The organism is Bradyrhizobium sp. (assembly GCF_035935975.1).
Classification (GTDB): domain Bacteria; phylum Pseudomonadota; class Alphaproteobacteria; order Rhizobiales; family Xanthobacteraceae; genus Bradyrhizobium.
Genome location: NZ_DASYWN010000013.1, coordinates 110,070 through 127,876 on the forward strand (window position 1 = coordinate 110,070; position 17,807 = coordinate 127,876).

The 17,807-nt window shown below is 59.3% G+C and carries 20 protein-coding genes; 9 read left to right on the top strand and 11 right to left on the bottom strand.

Features of this window, described 5'->3' with window-relative positions; all coding sequences use genetic code 11:
* Position 1: 1 nt before the first annotated feature.
* Positions 2–838: a CHAD domain-containing protein gene (locus tag VGR99_RS06180; RefSeq protein WP_326897446.1), complete on the bottom strand. Its 837-nt coding sequence runs from the start codon at positions 836–838 to the stop codon at positions 2–4.
* Between the two features lie 166 nt (positions 839–1,004).
* Between VGR99_RS06180 and ftsH the strand changes: the two genes are divergently transcribed.
* On the top strand, positions 1,005–2,813 hold the full coding sequence (ftsH, locus tag VGR99_RS06185) for an ATP-dependent zinc metalloprotease FtsH (protein WP_414645093.1): 1,809 nt from the start codon (positions 1,005–1,007) through the stop codon (positions 2,811–2,813).
* A 90-nt stretch (positions 2,814–2,903) separates the two neighbouring features.
* Here ftsH and VGR99_RS06190 read toward each other — a convergent pair whose 3' ends face one another.
* Together VGR99_RS06190 and VGR99_RS06195 are read right to left on the bottom strand one after the other, a co-directional pair.
* Positions 2,904–3,428 (bottom strand): hypothetical protein, encoded by a 525-nt coding sequence (locus tag VGR99_RS06190; protein ID WP_326897447.1) that lies wholly within the window; start codon positions 3,426–3,428, stop codon positions 2,904–2,906.
* Between the two features lie 58 nt (positions 3,429–3,486).
* Positions 3,487–3,864 (bottom strand): hypothetical protein, encoded by a 378-nt coding sequence (locus VGR99_RS06195; RefSeq protein WP_326897448.1) that lies wholly within the window; start codon positions 3,862–3,864, stop codon positions 3,487–3,489.
* 526 nt (positions 3,865–4,390) lie between these two features.
* Here VGR99_RS06195 and VGR99_RS06200 point away from each other — a divergent pair.
* A complete protein-coding gene (locus tag VGR99_RS06200) occupies positions 4,391–4,600 on the top strand; it encodes a DUF6894 family protein (RefSeq protein WP_326897449.1) in 210 nt (69 codons plus the stop codon).
* 119 nt (positions 4,601–4,719) lie between these two features.
* Here the strand turns inward: VGR99_RS06200 and VGR99_RS06205 are convergent, their stop codons facing one another.
* Both VGR99_RS06205 and VGR99_RS06210 read right to left on the bottom strand, forming a co-directional pair.
* Positions 4,720–6,456 carry a beta-(1-6) glucans synthase gene (locus VGR99_RS06205; RefSeq protein ID WP_326897450.1) on the bottom strand — a complete coding sequence of 579 codons (1,737 nt, stop codon included), beginning with the start codon at positions 6,454–6,456 and terminating at the stop codon, positions 4,720–4,722.
* A 182-nt stretch (positions 6,457–6,638) separates the two neighbouring features.
* On the bottom strand, positions 6,639–6,998 hold the full coding sequence (locus VGR99_RS06210; protein ID WP_326897451.1) for a c-type cytochrome: 360 nt from the start codon (positions 6,996–6,998) through the stop codon (positions 6,639–6,641).
* A 449-nt stretch (positions 6,999–7,447) separates the two neighbouring features.
* Here VGR99_RS06210 and VGR99_RS06215 point away from each other — a divergent pair, with 449 nt between their 5' ends.
* Together VGR99_RS06215 and VGR99_RS06220 are read left to right on the top strand one after the other, a co-directional pair.
* A complete protein-coding gene (locus tag VGR99_RS06215; RefSeq protein WP_414645094.1) occupies positions 7,448–8,119 on the top strand; it encodes a helix-turn-helix domain-containing protein in 672 nt (223 codons plus the stop codon).
* Positions 8,120–8,179: 60 nt separating this feature from the next.
* Positions 8,180–8,422 (top strand): hypothetical protein, encoded by a 243-nt coding sequence (locus VGR99_RS06220; RefSeq protein ID WP_326897452.1) that lies wholly within the window; start codon positions 8,180–8,182, stop codon positions 8,420–8,422.
* Between the two features lie 236 nt (positions 8,423–8,658).
* Here the strand turns inward: VGR99_RS06220 and VGR99_RS06225 are convergent, their stop codons facing one another.
* Entirely contained in the window at positions 8,659–9,132 is a 474-nt protein-coding gene (locus VGR99_RS06225) for a hypothetical protein (RefSeq protein ID WP_326897453.1), read from the bottom strand.
* A gap of 241 nt (positions 9,133–9,373) precedes the next feature.
* On the opposite strand from VGR99_RS06225, the gene VGR99_RS06230 reads away from it, so the two are divergent.
* Complete coding sequence (locus tag VGR99_RS06230; protein ID WP_326897454.1) at positions 9,374–10,201, top strand: universal stress protein; 828 nt, start codon at positions 9,374–9,376, stop codon at positions 10,199–10,201.
* Positions 10,202–10,254: 53 nt separating this feature from the next.
* On the opposite strand, the gene VGR99_RS06235 is transcribed toward VGR99_RS06230, so the two are convergent.
* From VGR99_RS06235 to VGR99_RS06250, 4 genes are all read right to left on the bottom strand, one after another.
* Positions 10,255–11,238 carry a zinc-dependent alcohol dehydrogenase family protein gene (locus VGR99_RS06235; RefSeq protein ID WP_326897455.1) on the bottom strand — a complete coding sequence of 328 codons (984 nt, stop codon included), beginning with the start codon at positions 11,236–11,238 and terminating at the stop codon, positions 10,255–10,257.
* 100 nt (positions 11,239–11,338) lie between these two features.
* On the bottom strand, positions 11,339–13,168 hold the full coding sequence (locus tag VGR99_RS06240; RefSeq protein ID WP_326897456.1) for a carbamoyltransferase: 1,830 nt from the start codon (positions 13,166–13,168) through the stop codon (positions 11,339–11,341).
* Between the two features lie 4 nt (positions 13,169–13,172).
* A complete protein-coding gene (locus VGR99_RS06245) occupies positions 13,173–13,322 on the bottom strand; it encodes a DUF5989 family protein (RefSeq protein WP_326897703.1) in 150 nt (49 codons plus the stop codon).
* A gap of 2 nt (positions 13,323–13,324) precedes the next feature.
* Entirely contained in the window at positions 13,325–13,750 is a 426-nt protein-coding gene (locus VGR99_RS06250; protein WP_326897457.1) for a hypothetical protein, read from the bottom strand.
* A 144-nt stretch (positions 13,751–13,894) separates the two neighbouring features.
* On the opposite strand from VGR99_RS06250, the gene VGR99_RS06255 reads away from it, so the two are divergent.
* Positions 13,895–15,109 carry a hypothetical protein gene (locus VGR99_RS06255; protein WP_326897458.1) on the top strand — a complete coding sequence of 405 codons (1,215 nt, stop codon included), beginning with the start codon at positions 13,895–13,897 and terminating at the stop codon, positions 15,107–15,109.
* 18 nt (positions 15,110–15,127) lie between these two features.
* Here the strand turns inward: VGR99_RS06255 and VGR99_RS06260 are convergent, their stop codons facing one another.
* On the bottom strand, positions 15,128–16,210 hold the full coding sequence (locus tag VGR99_RS06260; protein ID WP_326897459.1) for an SbmA/BacA-like family transporter: 1,083 nt from the start codon (positions 16,208–16,210) through the stop codon (positions 15,128–15,130).
* Between the two features lie 285 nt (positions 16,211–16,495).
* Here VGR99_RS06260 and VGR99_RS06265 point away from each other — a divergent pair, with 285 nt between their 5' ends.
* From VGR99_RS06265 to VGR99_RS06275, 3 genes are all read left to right on the top strand, one after another.
* On the top strand, positions 16,496–16,762 hold the full coding sequence (locus VGR99_RS06265) for a DUF6691 family protein (protein ID WP_414645098.1): 267 nt from the start codon (positions 16,496–16,498) through the stop codon (positions 16,760–16,762).
* A complete protein-coding gene (locus VGR99_RS06270) occupies positions 16,755–17,114 on the top strand; it encodes a carboxymuconolactone decarboxylase family protein (RefSeq protein WP_326897460.1) in 360 nt (119 codons plus the stop codon). Before VGR99_RS06265 ends, VGR99_RS06270 begins: the two co-directional genes overlap by 8 nt.
* Before the next feature lie 207 nt (positions 17,115–17,321).
* Entirely contained in the window at positions 17,322–17,807 is a 486-nt protein-coding gene (locus VGR99_RS06275; protein ID WP_326897461.1) for a hypothetical protein, read from the top strand.

Consider the following 17,807-nt stretch of genomic DNA (forward strand, 5'->3'; position numbering starts at 1 on the left):
TTCAGCGGCGACCACGGAGCGCAGCCGCCGCGGCATTCAGTAGCCTCTTTTTCGTGGCTCGATAGCGGGGCGGCCGGCCATGTCCCGTGCTCTTGAACCGTCTCAAGTCGCGCGCATCCCCCAGCGACGTATGCAGCTGCTTGGCAACGTCGCGAAAAAGCAAATCTTGAAAGGCCAAGCCGGCTCCCAGCTCCAGCAGCGAGTCGACGACATAGCGATAATACTTGCACTTCAGCCTCAGGCGATGTTGCTGCTTCGGGTCGAGCTTTCCGAGATGACGACCTGACTGTTGGATTTCGCTTCGCCATTCTGGCAGCCGCATTTCGGCGAACAGAGCCACGTCGGCGGAATGAGGTTCATCGTCGATGGGCAGCGCGGGCCGACGGGCTTGCTGGTCGATATCGCGCAGGAGGCGTCGGTAACCGCCCGAGCAAAGGTTGGCAGCCAATTTGCGATAGCGTTTCGCTCTTGTTCGTTCGACCGAACGCAGGTTGCCTTGCGCCCATCCGCGGTAGCGTCGTCGGCTCGAATATTGAAGCATGACATCCTGGTCGCGGGCTCTTCCGAGCCGGGAGTTCAGCGACCGAACGCGCGATGCTATCCTGCTCCATCCCGAGTCCGTAAGGATCGGCGAGAAGAATAGCAGAGCCGAACTGAGACGCGTCAGTTCAATGCGCATCTTGTGAACTGCATCTGCGTCGCCGTCGGCGGCAGGGGATCTGTGACCCTCCAAAGCTTGGACGCAGCCGATCAGGATGTGCTGGAGCGCTGCTCTGCAATCGGAATGCCCGGCTTGCGGATGGGGCGCCTCGTTAAGGAGCGGTGCGTTCCGTTCCATTTGGCAGAACTTGCCAGAGATTGTTCAAGTAAGCATCAGGCCAGCTTTCGGGATACCTGCGTTGACCTGAATCAAGCACACTTCGTTCGCCCAAATTACCATCTCCGGCGATTGATCCGGACGGGAGGTGCACGTGGACTCCAATCATATCTCGCGAAAGCAGACGATGATGATGGCCGTCATCTTCGCGGCGGGCATGCTGCTTGTTGTCCTGCAATTCATTGCGACGACTTACAATTCAATCGAGACCATCCCTTACAGCCAGTTCGAGCAGCTGCTTGCCCAGGACAAGGTCACCGAAGTTTCGGTCGGTCCCGATACGATCCAGGGAAAACTGAAGGAGCCGCTTCCTGGAGGAAAATCAGCTTTCGTGACATCGCGCGTTGACATGGCCTTGGCCGAGAAGCTGGCGGCCAAGGGCGTAAGTGTAACCGGTGTTCCGGGGAGCGGCCTGCTTCAGGGCCTGCTGTCCTGGGTCTTTCCGCTCGTCGTCTTTTTCGCGATCTGGTACTGGGCGGGACGCAGCATGAGCGGCGGCCAGGGTTTCGGCGGGTTGATGGCGATCGGGAAGTCCCGCGCCAAGGTCTATGTCGAGAAGGACATTAAGGTCACTTTCGCCGATGTCGCCGGCGTCGACGAGGCGAAATTCGAGCTTCAGGAAGTGGTCTCGTTTCTGAGGGATCCCGCGAGTTATGGCCGATTGGGAGCGCATGTGCCCAAGGGGATCTTGCTGGTGGGGCCGCCAGGAACAGGAAAGACCCTGCTCGCCCGCGCCGTGGCCGGAGAGGCGGGGGTTCCATTCTTCTCGATCTCAGGTTCGGAGTTCGTTGAAATGTTCGTCGGGGTGGGCGCGGCGCGTGTCCGGGACCTTTTCGAGCAGGCCCGCAAGGCCGCTCCATGCATCATTTTCGTCGACGAACTTGATGCACTCGGACGCAGTCGCGGGCCGCAGTCGTTCTCCGGCCACGACGAGAAGGAGCAGACCCTCAATCAGCTTCTGTCGGAACTTGACGGCTTTGATCCGAGCGCCGGCGTCATCCTGCTGGCGGCCACCAATCGCCCCGAAATCCTGGATCCCGCGCTTCTGCGGGCGGGGAGGTTCGACAGGCAGGTTCTCGTCGACAGGCCGGACAAGACCGGGCGCACTGCCATTCTCAATTTGCACGTCCGCAAGATTCGCATGGCTGAGAAGGTCGATCTCGACAAGGTGGCAGGCCTCACGACCGGCTTCACGGGTGCAGACATCGCCAATCTCGTCAACGAGGCTGCGATTGCCGCGACCCGGCGGGGAGGCGACAAGGTCTTGTTCGGCGATTTCGTCAGCGCCATTGAGCGGATCGTCGCCGGCGTCGAGAAGAAGAGCCGGGTGCTCGGCAAGGACGAGCGGCGCAGGGTCGCCTATCACGAGATGGGGCATGCTCTCGTGGCGGCGAGCCTGCCTGGCGTCGATCCGGTGCAGAAGGTTTCGATCATACCGCGTGGGATCGGCGCGCTCGGGTACACCATTCAGCGTCCGACCGAGGATCGGTTTCTGCTGACGGTCGAGGAGCTGAAGAACCGCATTGCCGTGCTGATGGGCGGACGGGCGTCGGAACGTTTGATTTTCGACGGCGCAATCTCGACCGGCGCCGCCGACGATCTTCAACGCGCGACTGAAGTCGCCATCGAGATGGTGACCAAATACGGCATGGACGAGGTGGTCGGGCAGCGCACCTACGCGCCCAAGCCTCAGGCATTTCTCGCGGCTCAGGATGCGGTCGTTACCGCCGCAGAAGCTACGGGTCGCGAGATCGATCTCGCGGTGCGAAACCTGATCGAGGAGGGTGACCGCCGCGCCCGCGACATTCTGCAACAGCGGCGTGCCGAGCTTGACGCCGGTGTCGAGCTCTTGATCGCGAATGAAACGGTGACTGCGGAGCAGTTTGCTCCGCTGCTTGCCACGAGCGCCGAAATAAACCAGCCGGTCGCCGCATGAGCGCGGGCCAGCGGTAGGGCGCAGCAGCCGTGCGACACCTCGCGCGGCTGATCGGGGCCGACTTTAGGAAGGAGGAAGGCCGCTTCCGCCTCAGCCCGTAGCACGCATCAGCGGATCTCGACGAGCATCCACCGGCTGTTGGCTGACCACGACGTCATGCCACAGCTTGGCGATGCTTGCTTGGGTCTCCGGCGCCACGAAACAGTGGCCCTCGTTGTCGAAGTCGCAAAAGCGTGCGTCGGTATCTCCGCGCAATTCAGCTAAAGCCGAACTGATGGCCCCCAAACCGACCATTACCTGGTCGATACTCTCCAGCTTGCTGTTGTGCAGCATATCCATCAGCCGGAAACTTCTGACCGGCGGCTCTCCAAAGGAGATACCGGGGTGCCTGAACTCGAACAGCACACTGAGGGCGGCTGGCATTCCACGCAGCCGGCCGAAGACCGCCGCCATGTCGTTTTCACTGCAAACAGCCAAGTGGCTGGAATGTGCCTCGGGCGGGACGGGAGCAGTCGGTGCCAGGCGAAGGCCGGTGATGACCTCATGCTCGATCCAGCGTCGCACTTCGATTGGCGCGTTGCAAATCTGATCCGCCGTTAATGTAATCCCGATCATGGCCAGCTCCTATTTTTGCTTACCATAACCGCCAGCTTGAGGCTGATATTGACGTCCATCAAAGGGGCGTGGTCACGTGGCGGCGCCCACCGCCCTGTTCGCTCTTAGTCCGAGCGTGACCCGACCGTATTTCGCAAGCGGTGGCAGAAGTCATCGAGCAAGTGTGAACATTCTCGAGATGAATCAAGTGCCGTTCCGCGCCTTGTGATGTGCCTGCGGCGAGGGAGTCGCAGATGGATGCCGCTTGTGCGACCTCTTGCCTGCTGACCGCAACCTTACTCTCGGCAAACGCGAGGTGCTCGGCATCATTGCTCAGTTTGTTCAACTCGGCGATGAGCAACGATGTTGTCGTGCTGCGTTGCTGCATCGTGAGCGTGGCGCCTCTCAGAATGCCTAGGTAGTGGTCGATATTTGCCCGGGCGACATACCGGTGCATGGCGTACTCCCCGCTACGCGTACCTGCCGAATGTTACCACTCACAGAGCGTCGCGGCGATATTGGGTTCCGCGCAGTATAGCAGGGTTACGGTATTTTAAGACCTGTAGGGCCCGGCGCCCCAAGTGATCCTCCCGAGTTGCTCAGCTTAGGGCGAAAGCGCAGCTAAGGAGCACGGAGAATTCATGTCCAATACCTTATTCCGCTGTCCCAACACCGGTATGAATGTTCAACACCTTATCGGCGAGTCATCCTCGGAGAAGGAGAGAGCTGTCGTGGTGGTGACTTGCCCAGCCTGTGCGAGAATTCATCTCGTTAATGCCGCGACGGGTGAGCTGGCGCGCGATGCCAAGACCCGATAGTGCTCGAGGTCAGATTTGACCCTGATCAAGTAGAGGCAGTGCGAGTGGCGTAGATTGTTGGCACGTAGCTGACCCACGGCTACGTCCCCAAGTCGCCGCCGAGGCCCCGACCCAAGTCCTCGGCGGCATTTCTTTGCCTTCAGCTGATAAAGACAGGTTGTATCGATGCACACCTACTATTTCGACATGAAGGACGGCGTTCCTGTTCGGGACAGGACAGGTGTGGAACTCGTGAGCGATGGCGCTGCGATTGCGCACAGCAAGCAGTTGGCCGACAAGGTACGGATCGAAAAGCCAGCAAGCGATCCGGACCTGCGGATCGTCGTCATCGACGAAAGCGGGCGTGAAGTTCACCGTGAGCAAGTCTACCCGTGAACTATCTGATCGAGCCCTCGGATATCGACTGCGGCCAGTTAACGCGAATCTAGCTCAGGCGAAAGTGCCTAGGCCGACGATCGGATGGAAGGCGCCGATCGAGCGGCCCAAGTGTGCTTTCAATGCGGGGCTGGTCTTAGCGATGGTTCATTCAACGGGGTATGAACTCTCACTCGCCACAGCGTCACGGCGAGAATGAGATACGCTGCACAAGTCCACAGTGACTGCCAATTGGCCGGCCCCTCGTTGAACCCTACGTAGATCGCCGCGAACAGGAATACGCCGGCGTATATCGACTCCGCCATGGGGCGAACCCCTCCGTCGACGGGATTGATCAGCATCACGGCGGCGAAGGGCACGGCTGCCATGGTCAGAGCTGCATAAGGAAAATCCACAAAACGCGGGTCGAACACGAGGCCGATCGCGGTCGCTGTGCCGATCACGATTGTTGCGATCCAGGACACTCCGTGCAGGATCGCAAGCGTGGATCTCGTTCGGTAAAACGCCGGACCCAACAATTCCAGGAGGGTGGGCGATGGACGGCCTGACATGAGGGCCGCGGCGCCAAACAGCGGCGAAACGGTTGCCGCCAGAAGAAGCGAGCCCCAGAGCGGCCAGCCAGTAGCTCCATAGCTTTCATAGACGATCTTTTGTGTGGCCACTCCAAACAGGATTCCCGACGTTGTGGCCGATATTGCGACTGCAAACCACGCGACGAGTCCAGGCTCCCTATAGTTGAGGCGCAACGTGAGCCAAGCCGCGCCGAATATCAGGATTGCCAGCCCCATCCCGATGCCCATCTGCAGCTTCCACGTTGGAAAGTTGCTGATCGGAGCGCCAGGCGGGTATTTAAGGCTACGCTGTTCGGCATCGAAGAGGCCCCAAGATCCCCCGACGGTGCCCTCGATCTCCCGTTTCCAGGATTCGTCATAGGCCTCGAACAGATTGACACGAAAATTCTCGCGCTGGGCCAAGTCGAGGATTTCGGAGACCACCCGAGCTTGATTCACCGGCGACGGCAAGGCTGAATCGCGCATTCGTCCTGCACTTGGCCAACCTATTTCTCCGATCAGGATTTCCTTTCCTGGAAATTCCGAGGCTATCCGGCGGCGAATTTCGCCGACATGAGCGGCAGCAGATTCTGCTCGGATCGGCACATTTTCCCAATACGGCAGGATATGAACGGTGACGAAATCGACGGAGTCATAGAGTTCGCGGTTGCTCAGCCAGAATTCCCAGACATCGGCATAGGTAACGGGGACGTCGACCTGTGACTTGACTGATCGCAGTGTTGCAGCGAGATCAGAGGCCGTGATGTCCTTGCGCAGCAAGGTCTCGTTTCCAACCACGAGCGCGATGATCGTGTCGGGGTATTGCTTCGCGAGGCGAACCGCCGTTGATATCTGGGTCGAATTCTTCTGGCGGTCCTTGTCGAGAAAGATGCCCTGAATGACTTTCAGCCCCTGCTTGGCTGCGAGTTCGGGAATCTCGTCAAGACCGAGATCGGTCGCATAAGTCCTGACGCAGTTGGATATCTGAGCGAGTTGGGCAAGATCTTCCGCGATCTGCTCACGCGATACCTGCGTCGCCTGGGAAAGCGACGTCTGATGATTGCGAAAGGGAGCGTATGATATGCATTGAAGCTTGTTGTTCGGATCGATCGGCGCGCGCACCAAATCGGCCGGTAGGCCGAGCCACCACCACGCAACAGCGATAACGGCCAGCGATACCAGCGGAAGCGCCAACTGCGTGTGAAAGGAAACTTGGCGCTTTCGTCGTGCGGAAATGATTTGCGTGGCGCTTTCGAGGCGCGTGATCCGAAGGTCGTAGGCCTGCGTTTGTGGAAGTTCTGCCATATCGAGTGCGCGCTATCCCCATCAGGGACAATATAGCGGAGCGATCAATGGGCTGCTTGTGACGCGATAGCTCGCCCAAGTGCTGCGGTCTACTTATCCTGAAGGCGGGAGACGTATTCGGTCAAGAGCAGAATTCGCGTGCGCACCAGCGCATCGCGGCTACCACGAATGTCGTCATGCATTCACTCTGCCAGAGGGCCCTGCGAAAACTGTGAGCTGTATCGATCACCCCAGATCGGCATGTCGCTTGGTCCATGCCCTGCCACCTGCTCGCGGCCATCGATCATCCCGTAGACACGTGCGACTGGAAAGACGCCGCCGTTTTCCTTGGCAAGAGTTGTCAGGCTAGGAACGCGGCTCTTGAGAGCCGGCGCAAACGGACCCTTGCCATCTCCCAGCAATCCATGACAGGCAGCGCAGCTGGTCTGGTACTCCAGCTTTCCCGGATCGTAGATCTTCGCGTTGCTCTGTTGCGCTGGAGCGGTGCCGGAAAAAGCAGAGACCGCCGCCAGCAGCATGATCGACCAAAATCCGGAGTGCATCTGCTTCCCTCCTGTCGAATGAAGGGACAATGCTGCGGACAAGGCAGGCAGGTCTTGACTTGCGTCAAGATGGATCGTCGCCCCGTGAGGCGGAAACCAGCAAGTGTATGGGGAGGCATTCGTAGAGAGCAATATTCTGCTCTCCAACGAAGCGTTGCATTCTCGGCTCTTGCGAGTGCGCAGACCTGCTGACCGCCTGCGCACGAAAGTGCGTTTGCCATCCGATGAGCGCCCTCAGCTCGCCTGGTTACATTATCGCGGACGACAGCCGGCTGCATTGGTCTCGTCAATTGCCTTCAGGACAGGTCACAAAGCGTCGGCGCTGTCCGCGAGCGGTACTCGGTGGCCGCGGTTTCCGTAGGAATACGCAGCCGCCGGCAAAATTGTTCTAGATCAAATTTGCTCCGTTTGCTCCGTCCTAGCATTTCCAAAAATCTAGGGAGGTAGCGATGCTAGTCAGGACCAGTGCGGTATGCGCGCGCCCGCCTGCTGGGATGTTGTCTGCCTTGGCCGGTGGACAGATATTCTCCAGCGAATTCAGGTATCGCAGAGGCGAGGAAGTTTTCGGTGAGGGTGAGGAGGCGCAGTACGTCTATCAGATCCTCTCTGGCGCCGCGCGTACTTACAAGTTACTTCCGGACGGTTGTCGTCAAATCAATTCATTCCACCTCTCGGGTGACATGTTCGGCTTGGAGAATGGAGCGAGCCATCGCTTTACGGCAGATGCGGTTGTCGAGACCAACGTCAGCATCATGAAGCGGGTCAGTCTCCTGGACGCCATGACGCGGTACAGGACGGGACCAGGCAGCCTTCTCAGTCTTGTCACACGAAATCTTGTACATGCTGAGACGCACATGCTTCTGCTCGGCCGGAAGACCGCTCTCGAGAAAGTGGCCGCTTTCCTGCTTGAAATGGATGAACGGCTGACCCATCCGGCGGTCTTGACCCTGCCGATGAGCCGGCGAGACATTGCCGATTATCTCGGAGTAGCGCTCGAGACCGTATCGCGTACACTTTCGATCCTAAAGGACGAAGGCCTGTTGCAGTTCTATGGGCCCACGCAAAGGCGCGTCGTGCTGCTTGACCGCGAAGGGCTTGCCAGGCTGGAGGCACAAGGCTGAGTGGCGGTGCGGACATCGCGCAAAGTTCACATCTGGACTGTTGCAGGGGAGGAGGTTGGAATGACCATTCGTCTATTACTCCATGATTGCTCAGCGCCAGCAGATGAAGTCAGTAAATTGTATGGGGCCTACCGCAGGACGCTTCGCAGCCTCTACCTGGTCGATCGTGGCGATCCTGTTTGCGAAATTGTCGCTCGTCGGATCATCGAGATTGCCGAAGCGGGGGTTCGAGATCCAAAGCTGATATCTCGGATGGCGATCGAACAATTTGATGATAGCGGAATGAGTAGGAGGATCGGATGACCAATCTCGGCGGCGCATTCGCAAAGGCTCATGAGAACAACATTGATCGCTGAGCGCAATTACATCGAAGCCGAATCTTGGCGGAAAGGGCCGCACTCCAGGCGCTCGGCACGGCTGATGACCGCGGGCTGGCGGCGACGGTCGCCGGCATGCCGGAGCCACGAGACACCGTCGGTGCTGATTCTGGCTCGAAATCAATCGAATGGATCTAGCGCCTCGCGGAGCCCGGCGGCGGCCTAATGCTTACCCGGGGGCGTAAAGATTTGATTGGCGGGCGCGCGTTGGTCGGTCGGTATGCCAATGGTGATGAAGCCGCGTTCCATCGAGGTGTGGCAAGCGTTGCAGCCGTCGGTCAGGCCACGCATGGAGGCTGCAAACTTTTTGCCGTCGCCCGCCGTAATGGCGTCAGCGACCGACAGCAGGGGGTCTTTCATCGTCGTGACGTTACTGACCGGCACTCCGGGGTAGAATATGGCAGCTTGGGCCATGCTGTCGGTCAATTGACGCAGCTCAAAATTGGCCAGGTCCCAGTTCTTCGACTTGCCTGCATACCAGAGCTTTAGATGCTGGAGCTGTGCGGCATTCATGGCTTCGACCAAGCGAGGCGCAACCCTTGCGTTCGGCGAGGGTGGAAAGTCGGGCTGTGCAACTGCGACAGACGTCACCGTTGCCGAGACCGCCAGGATCGCACACCAATTCCGCAGCTTCATTTGACCAATCCCGTTTGACTGAAGAAAGACTATCAGCATGACGGGTAAGCCTGTTGCGCTGAATCAAACGAAGCGTCGGCCTCAGATCGGTCGGCCGCGTCCTCGCTATGCGGCTCAATCCTTGGCGTCCGGTTGCGCCTACTGTGAAAGTGTGGATTTCCCGGAGTTCGAGACGGCATGGGCTCAAGCTGTCGCCGGGTCCGGAACGCACTGCCATTCATCAATCGGGAAGCGGTTCCACATGCTGAATGACGTCCTCGTCCATATCCCGAGCGAGCGGGCTTTTCGGCCCGTCGTGGATGTTGCGGTCTCGCTGGCCTCGATGTTCAACGCTCATGTTGACGCGATTTCCACCAGCTATGTCATGGGCCGCACATCCTATGCGATCCCTCCAGTCAGAGAGCGGCTCGATGCCGAGCAGCGTCGAGCTGTCGAGTGCAGCCGGAGGGCACTCGAGTTGTTCGAGACGACGGCGAACGGCCGCGGAGCTTCATATGAGTGTCGTTCGATGGTCGGTCCTCCGGCTCACGTGAGCTCCAGTTTTGGCGAGGCCGCCCGCGTTCGCGACCTGACGGTCGCTCTGCCGCCGGGCGCAACAGATCAATCACTCGATGACGCGCTCACCACGGAAGCACTTTTCCAAAGCGGCGGTCCCGTTCTCTTCATACCCGCCGATTGGGCTGGCTCCTTGGCACTCAAACGTATCGGCGTCCTCTGGGATGGCAGCATGTGTGCCGGGAGAGCGCTCAGGGATGCCCGACCATTCCTGTCTCGCGCCCACGCTGTCGTGATCGTTGCGGTTGCCGGAAACAAGACGATGCCGACCGCAACCGGCGCAGGAAAATTGGGCCACCATATGGGGCGCGTCGGATTGGCCCCCGAGCTGCTCGAGTTGACAGTGACGCAATCTGACGTCGCGCCCTTGATCTTGTCCGCAGCCGGCGATCAAGAGTTCGACATGCCGGTCATGGGCGCCTACGGACATTCTCGAGTGCGGGAGGGGTTATTCGGCGGCGTGACACAGGACATGCTGTCGAGGATGCCGGTACCGACCCTCATGTCGCACTGACGGTGCGACTATCGAGATTGTGTGCCCGATTGCGCTCGTCGCTCCGTAGTCGATCATGGGCGCAACACCGCGGCCCCAACGAGCTTGCCGTCTCTCAAGCGAGCGAGTGCTTCGTTGGCCTTGGCGAGCGGGAATACCGTCGTGTGCGTCTGAATATCCGTTCTCGCCGCGGCGGCGAGGAAATCGATGCCGTCTTGTCGCGTGAGATTTGCAACCGATATGACCTGCCGCTCGCCCCAAAGGATATTGTAGGGGAATGACGGAATGTCGGACATATGAATGCCTGCGCAGACGACGCGGCCGCCCTTTCTCACCGCGCGCAGGGCAAGCGGCACCAATGCGCCAACCGGTGCATATATGATCGCGGCGTCCAGCTCGGTCGGCGGCCTAGCCTCGGAAGCGCCGGCCCATGCCGCGCCAAGTGAAAGCGCCAGCTGCTGCGCATCTTGATCGCCGCCCCGCGTGAAGGCGTAAACTGATCGCCCTTGGGCTCGCGCGATCTGCGCCACGATATGGCCGGCAGCTCCGAAGCCGTAGATGCCAAGCGTTTTGCCTTCACCGGCCATCACCAGGGACCGCCAGCCAATCAGGCCAGCGCAAAGCAGCGGCGCAATGGCTGCGTCATCACCGTGCTCGCCGAGCGGAAAGCAATATCTCGCATCGGCAACCAGGTGGCTCGCAAAGCCGCCGTCGCGGGTGTAGCCGGTGAACTTGGCGCGGTCGCAGAGATTTTCCTTGTCTGCCCGGCAGTAGTAGCATGCTCCGCAGGTGTGGCCGAGCCAGGGCACGCCTACGCGCATGCCCAGCACCAGATCCTCAACACCTTCTCCTAGTGCGTCGATGCGGCCGACGACCTCGTGGCCGGGAATGATCGGATAGGGAATATCGGGCAGGTCGCCATCGACGACGTGCAGATCGGTTCGGCAAACACCACAGGCGCCGACCTTGACCTGGACTTCGCCCGGCCCAGGGCTGGGGTCTGGCCGCTCTTGGAGGACCAAGGGCGCGCCCGGCGCTTTGAGAACCATTCCATACACGTTGCAAGCGCTCCATTATCGTGGCTTCGCCGACTTTGGCCTCCTCGGTCGAGAGGTCGAAGGATGCAGGTTACGCTCCCTCCGCCCGGCGCGTAACGGCCTAATCCAATTCAAAGGCGGAACGGCAATCCTGCTTAAGACCGGGATTCTGGTCGTTCTTCCGCAGCACGCAGTTACCGATGACGAGCGCATCCAGTTCGTTACCCATGAAGCAGCGGAACGCGTCTTCTGGCGTGCATACGATCGGCTCGCCGCGCACGTTAAAGCTGGTGTTGACGAGAACCGGACACCCGGTCCGCGCCTTGAAGCGCGTCAGCAGCAGATGAAAACGCGGATTTGTCTCTGCAGCGACCGTCTGGATGCGGGCGGAATAATCGACATGGGTGACTGCGGGAATTTCTGAACGTGCGATGTTGAGCTTGTCGATGCCGAACAGTGCCTGCTCTTCGACGCTCATGCCGCGCCGCCTCTCCTTTCTCACGCCGGCAACGAGCAGCATATAAGGACTGTCCGTATCGAGCTCGAACCAGTCGGCGACGTCCTCGCGCAGCACCGCCGGCGCGAATGGGCGAAAGCTCTCACGGTACTTTACCTTGAGGTTGAGTGTCTTCTGCATGTTTGGTGAGCGTGGGTCGCCGAGGATCGAGCGAGCCCCCAGCGCGCGGGGGCCGAATTCCATGCGGCCCTGAAACCACCCGACTGCGAGCTGATCGGATAGTGTTTCGGCCGTCGTTTCAATCATGTCGTTCTCGTTGAGGACGGCGAAGTGCGCGCCGCAAGCGGTTAGCCTGCGCTCGATATCGCTTTGGGAGAATTCGGGGCCGAGAAACGCTCCGGACATTCCGTCAGTTGCGGCAATGCTGCGCTGCCCGCTCCTGAACTGATGGAAGGCCGCAAGCGCGGCGCCGACGGCGCCGCCGGCATCGCCCGCGGCCGGCTGAATCCAGATCCGATCAAACTTGCCGTCGCGCAGGACCTTGCCATTGGCCACGCAGTTGAGCGCCACGCCGCCAGCAAGGCAGAGATTGCGCGCGCCGGTTCGGCTCGCGAGGTCGCGGGTCAATCGGAGCACCGCCTCGTCCAGCACGGCCTGGATCGATGCTGCGATGTCCATGTGGAACGACGTCAGCAATTGGTCGGACGAGCGCACTGGGCGGCCGAACAGCTTTGCGAACCGTTCATTGGTCATGGTGAGGCCGGTGCAATAATCGAAATAGGACATGTCGAGCCGGAACGATCCATCCGGCTTCAGGTCGATCAAGTGGTCCAGCATGAGCTGCGCGTATTTGGGCTCGCCATAAGGCGCCAAACCCATCACCTTGTATTCGCCGGAGTTCACCTTGAAGCCGGTGTAATAGGTGACGGCCGAATAAAGCAGACCCAGGGAGTGGGGAAAGTGGATCTCCCTGAAGATCTCGAGGCGGTTGCCTTCGCCCGTCGCCGCCGAGGTCGTCGCCCATTCGCCGACCCCGTCCATGGTGAGAACCGCGGCCTTCTCGAACGGCGAGGGGTAGAAAGCGGACGCAGCGTGACTTATATGATGCTCGACGAACAACAGCCGTTCCGCTGCAAAGTCCTCGTCGAATTCCTGAAGCTTGGTCCGCAGCAGGCTTTTCTGGAACAGCTTTTCCCTGAGCCACAGCGGGATTGCCATCTGGAAGGAGCGGAAACCTCGCGGCGCCAGCGCGATATAGGTCTCCAGCAGGCGCTCGAACTTCAGGAACGGCTTGTCGTAAAATACGACATGATCAATCTCAGAAAGTTTGGCGTCGGCAGCTTCCAGGCAGTAAGCGACTGCATGGCGCGGAAACGAGGCATCGTGCTTTCTGCGGCTGAAGCGCTCCTCTTGCGCTGCAGCAACGATGCTGCCGTCCTCGACCAGCGCCGCAGCACTGTCGTGATAGAATGCCGAAATGCCGAGGATGCGCATCGGTTCAGAACAGCGTGTAGATGAACGGTGCGACCACGGAGCCCTTCGTCAGCACGGCAAGCCCACCGAATACGACCATCATGATCAGGATGGGCATCAGCCAGAACTTCTTCCGCGCTCGCGTGAAACGCCAGAGGTCGACTAGAAATTCCATCATCAGAACTGGTCTTTCATTGTTTCCGGTGCTGGTCCCGGCGTGCGCGCAATCCAATAGCTCTCGGCGTCGGGCTCGCGTTTCAGCCGTAGGAGGTCTTTGCCGCGCTGCCGCATGACGAGGCCTGTCGGCAAAATTGTACCGTAGAAAAGAAGGCCCATGACGATCGGGTTAACGATCTTGTGCAAGAGCAAGCCAAGTTTCGTCCAACGACGGTTCAGGGGATGCAACAAGGACGGCCTGCTCCAGGCGACGGCACAAAGCATCCCCGCGGCAGACAGAGTCCACGGCCACAGCCGCCCGTGATGCCAGCCGTTCAGGAGGCTCAAGAGGGCGAGCGCACCGGCCATGACCCAGCCGAAAGTCCGATCCGAGCCCGGACCCGGTGCCTCGTCGCGGACGAGATTCTCGTGGGTTGCTTGCGGCATCGTAGCTCACCAAGCCTCCAAGGATAATCCAGGCGATTAGCTATTCTTGCGCTGATCACCTAGGATTCTATTGATCGAAAGCAAGCTCAGTCCTGAACTTGATGCATTTATTGAGGGATTGAGAGTTTCATTCCGGAGATTTTCATGAAGCCGTGGTTTCGCCGGCTGGTGCATGGAGCGTTGCTCTTCATCAGCTGGGGTGCGATTTTCGAGATCGGACTGCGGCTGCAGCAATATTTTGGGCCCCTGTTCGATTTGGAGATGGCGAGCGTCAACCTGAATTGGGAATCCAACGTCCTGAACCATAAGCCGGCTCCGGAAAACCAGAGCCTCTGCATTTACGGCGATGTGACCGGCTTCAGCTACCGGAGGCTCTTTGACGAGAACGGTGTCAGGGTAATCGACGACAAGGCTCTACTCGAGGGATGTAGCAAGCCGCCGTCGGTTCTGTTTCTCGGCGATTCCTTCATGGAAGGCTACGACGACGAGAACACGCTTCCGTATCACGTTGCACAATACCTCAAGAAGGAGCACGGGGTCTGTCTGAAGACCCACAATGCCGGATACACGTCTTATTCTCCGGCAATCTTCGTGCCCCAGGCAAAGAAGCTGCTGCCCATCGTACATCCCGATTATATCGTCGTCGACGTGGACGAGACTGATCTCTATGACGACTTCGCGCGCTATCGTAAGTTGATCGTCCGCAACGAGCGCGGACAGAACGTCGGCGTCAAGGCCTCACCCATCGGACACGAATGCAGCGTCGGTCTGATGAAGGCTCGTGAGCATCCCTTGTATCTGATGCGGCTCGCGGCGAAAGGCTGGCTCTCTCTTGTACGTATGCCGGCAGTGATCAGGCAAAGCCGACCGGATGACTTTGTTCTCTTCGGCTATTCGAAGGACCAAAGCGCCGATATCGAGGGAAAATATGCGGAACCGCTCGCGACGTTCCGACAGAACCTGCGGGAGTTGGCTGACGTCCTGAAGGGTTACACCGCGGATGGGAGTCGGGTGCTCTTCATTTTTCATCCTCATCTCGGGCACTTGAAGGCCGATGCCGAAGGGCATCTCTGGAACAATCTCGTCAGCTCTTCTGTCGAGAAGATGTGCATCGACAATGGCTTTCTGTTCTTCAATGCTACCGAGACGTTGAAGCGGCGGTTCGGATCGCGGCCCGAGCGGTTTTATTGGTCGCGCGACATCCATTTCACCTTTGAGGGGTTGAAAGAATATTCCAAAGCAGTCGCGGCTTTCATGGCCTCGGATATGTTCAAGCGAAGGGGTAGTGCGCTTGATGATGGCGACCGATCTCACGCCGCCACGGGGCTCGTCGTACCCTCCGCGGATCAACTGCAATGAGAAGGTCCGGACTCGCGTTCACGTTCGGGCCGCATGATCTTCATCCAGGGCAAGCAGCAGAGAGGCAACCCGATTGGCCGAAGCGGCCCATTCGGCGAGCTTTGCATAATTGTCGGTGAACCAGTTGAAGGCGGTTTGCACGATGACGAACGCGGCCGATGCCTGAACGACTTCGCCCAGGGTCATCGTGTCGGCGAGATATTTGGGAAGGCAAAGCAACAGGCCGATCACCGGAGTGACCAGCAGGCTGCTGTAAGTCACGAGCGTCATTCGCATCAACTGCCAGCAGTAGATCCGCCAGATGTGGATTACGGCCTTCAATGCCGCTCCGACGTCATGACGTCCATTCGGGTCCGCAAGCGATGCTGTGCTTTCGCCTCTTTCGCGAATATGAGTGCCGATTGCCCGGACTTCGGCCTCCATCCGTTTGTTTTCCTCGATGATGCGTGTCAATCGGCCAGCCGTGAGCCAGATTCCAATCGCGAGCAGCGCCGAATACGCGACGGCCGCGAGGACGAGGTAGCCGGGGATGGTCAGAGAAAGTCCGTGGACGTCGATTGTCAGGTCGCCTCCCACCGACCAGAGCACGCCTATGAAGGTCGCGATCGTGAGAAGCGATTGAAGTAGCCCGATCGTGAGATCGACCGGCAAGTCGGTTGCCACTTTGGCGTCCTCTGCGATGCGGTATTCAGGGGCCTGATGATCGCCGACGATGAAGCGAAGGCGGGTGTGACGGTCATCCTGGAGCCAGTAGTCGTAGAGCACATTGCTGAGCCATGCACGCCACGACCGCTGGAGGGTCATGCGGGCCCATACTGAATGCACGGCAAGGGCGATGCTGGCAGCCGCCAGCGGTGCGAACCGCAAGGCGTGGTGCAAAAGGTCCGTTCCATCTTTGCGCCCGACGGCGTCGAAAAAATCGCGGTTCCAGATGTTCAGTTCGTATTGTGTCAGGAGTTGCAGGATCACATTCGCGATCAACGTAATAACTAGCAACCAAGGACCAAAGGCGGGTGGCGCCCGCCAATAGCCCGAGGCGCTTCGCCAGAAGCGAAGTAGCAACTGCGTTTCATCGGAGTTGAAGCGCGTTCGTGTAAGCATCGCAGCGACACCCACAATAGGTTAGCCATCGACCACGGCCCGCAATTGACCTGAATCAACATCGGGTGGCGCGCTGACGGCCGGCGTTCACTCGACCCGGTACTGCGCAGTATCCAGGTGTTCGGTGCGGCCGATACTCGAGAGAACTAGAGTCGTACGCGGATCAACCCAGCTCGACACACGTGAAATGAAGTGTTGTCGGTCATCCAGATCCGTCGGATATGACCTTTGTCGGATTTAATCGTGTGCTGAGGCTTGCGCACCCATTCTTCGCCGCGCGCTTTTGTGTACCGACGCGGGCAGACATCGACCCCGGAACTGTCGAGGGTCCCGCGATCTTTGGCATCGGGTGGGGAATGCGGCTTTTGCCCGGGGCCTGCGCTGACAGCGCTCGGTTTCGGCTCGGCGCCCGCGTTCATCTTCGTAACCGCGATGTGCGTGGGCATGGTGCTCGCTCGCTTCATCACTCACCTGCCGTCGTTAACGCGTTTATGCCACGCCAGCCGATCCCCTCGAAACCTGACATCAGCAGAGAGTAAGTCGCATGGATAAGGACTATCCCGAGATCATCCGGCAGATCTCCGCCAACATGCAGAAGCTGCGCGACGACATTCCCGACGCGATGAAGGGATTTGCCGCGCTTGCCCAGGCCGCCACGCGCGATGGCGCGCTCGACAAAAAGACCAAGGAGCTAATTGCGCTCGCGCTGGGCGTTGCTGCGCATTGCGATGGCTGTGTTGGACTTCATACCGAAGCTCTCGTCAAGCTTGCCGCGACACGCGAAGAGGTCGAGGAAGCACTCGGCATGGCCGTCTACATGGGTACCGGCCCGTCGCTGATGTACGCCGCGGACGCAATCGCGGCCTACCAGCAGTGTGCGAATTGCAATCGCGTCGTTCCGTGAGAAATAGCTGAATTTCCGGTGTGAGCCACAAGCGGGAGCCGCGGGTGCGTTTTCCCCGACGCTTGACGATACCAGGGAGTAAGATCCATACGGGTCGTCTCAGCTCCACTGCCCTGCTAAATCTCTGCTCCCTTGATTTTGCTCAAATCGCACGATCCAGCGCGTGCTAGTTGCTCTTGTACTGTTGCAACTACTGGGAGAGCCAAAATGAGCAAGGGCATTATGGTTTGCTGTCTCGCTGGCGGCTTGTTCAGCGGAAGCGGAGTTGCGATTGCGGATACAATCGGACGTTACGAATGCAACGTTGTCGGCACGCAGGCGCCTGAGCCTATCGGTGATCGCAACGGACACACCCTGGTAAGTACGCAATTCTCATGCTTTGGCGTCGATGGCATCTTCAAGAATGCCGTTTATTCGGCGACAAACGTCACGGAGTGGGACGGCCCGGGCAAGGCAAGGCAGTTGCAGGCTGGCGGCGTTCATCGTACGGCGGGCGGATTGGCAGTTACCCAGATTGTGGAAGGCACCGGCTCGATGATCATGAAGGACGAGAAGCCGATTGGCGGGCAAAGTTCAGGGACGGCGGCCGTTAGATTTTCCTCCGGGACTTTGGCGCCAATTTCTGGGAAAACCCTCAAGTTCACGACAAGGACGACCGGGCTTGGTCGATTTGTTTTGGAGTTCTCAGAGTAA

What these genes read in the sequence shown, in the direction of transcription:
- VGR99_RS06180 (WP_326897446.1), bottom strand. Translation starts at nt 838, where the DNA reads ATGGAACGGAACGCACCGCTCCTTAACGAGGCGCCCCATCCGCAAGCC.
- ftsH (WP_414645093.1), top strand. Translation starts at nt 1,005, where the DNA reads ATGATGATGGCCGTCATCTTCGCGGCGGGCATGCTGCTTGTTGTCCTG.
- VGR99_RS06190 (WP_326897447.1), bottom strand. Translation starts at nt 3,428, where the DNA reads ATGATCGGGATTACATTAACGGCGGATCAGATTTGCAACGCGCCAATC.
- VGR99_RS06195 (WP_326897448.1), bottom strand. Translation starts at nt 3,864, where the DNA reads ATGCACCGGTATGTCGCCCGGGCAAATATCGACCACTACCTAGGCATT.
- VGR99_RS06200 (WP_326897449.1), top strand. Translation starts at nt 4,391, where the DNA reads ATGCACACCTACTATTTCGACATGAAGGACGGCGTTCCTGTTCGGGAC.
- VGR99_RS06205 (WP_326897450.1), bottom strand. Translation starts at nt 6,456, where the DNA reads ATGGCAGAACTTCCACAAACGCAGGCCTACGACCTTCGGATCACGCGC.
- VGR99_RS06210 (WP_326897451.1), bottom strand. Translation starts at nt 6,998, where the DNA reads ATGCACTCCGGATTTTGGTCGATCATGCTGCTGGCGGCGGTCTCTGCT.
- VGR99_RS06215 (WP_414645094.1), top strand. Translation starts at nt 7,448, where the DNA reads ATGCTAGTCAGGACCAGTGCGGTATGCGCGCGCCCGCCTGCTGGGATG.
- VGR99_RS06220 (WP_326897452.1), top strand. Translation starts at nt 8,180, where the DNA reads ATGACCATTCGTCTATTACTCCATGATTGCTCAGCGCCAGCAGATGAA.
- VGR99_RS06225 (WP_326897453.1), bottom strand. Translation starts at nt 9,132, where the DNA reads ATGAAGCTGCGGAATTGGTGTGCGATCCTGGCGGTCTCGGCAACGGTG.
- VGR99_RS06230 (WP_326897454.1), top strand. Translation starts at nt 9,374, where the DNA reads ATGCTGAATGACGTCCTCGTCCATATCCCGAGCGAGCGGGCTTTTCGG.
- VGR99_RS06240 (WP_326897456.1), bottom strand. Translation starts at nt 13,168, where the DNA reads ATGCGCATCCTCGGCATTTCGGCATTCTATCACGACAGTGCTGCGGCG.
- VGR99_RS06245 (WP_326897703.1), bottom strand. Translation starts at nt 13,322, where the DNA reads ATGGAATTTCTAGTCGACCTCTGGCGTTTCACGCGAGCGCGGAAGAAG.
- VGR99_RS06250 (WP_326897457.1), bottom strand. Translation starts at nt 13,750, where the DNA reads ATGCCGCAAGCAACCCACGAGAATCTCGTCCGCGACGAGGCACCGGGT.
- VGR99_RS06255 (WP_326897458.1), top strand. Translation starts at nt 13,895, where the DNA reads ATGAAGCCGTGGTTTCGCCGGCTGGTGCATGGAGCGTTGCTCTTCATC.
- VGR99_RS06260 (WP_326897459.1), bottom strand. Translation starts at nt 16,210, where the DNA reads ATGCTTACACGAACGCGCTTCAACTCCGATGAAACGCAGTTGCTACTT.
- VGR99_RS06270 (WP_326897460.1), top strand. Translation starts at nt 16,755, where the DNA reads ATGGATAAGGACTATCCCGAGATCATCCGGCAGATCTCCGCCAACATG.
- VGR99_RS06275 (WP_326897461.1), top strand. Translation starts at nt 17,322, where the DNA reads ATGAGCAAGGGCATTATGGTTTGCTGTCTCGCTGGCGGCTTGTTCAGC.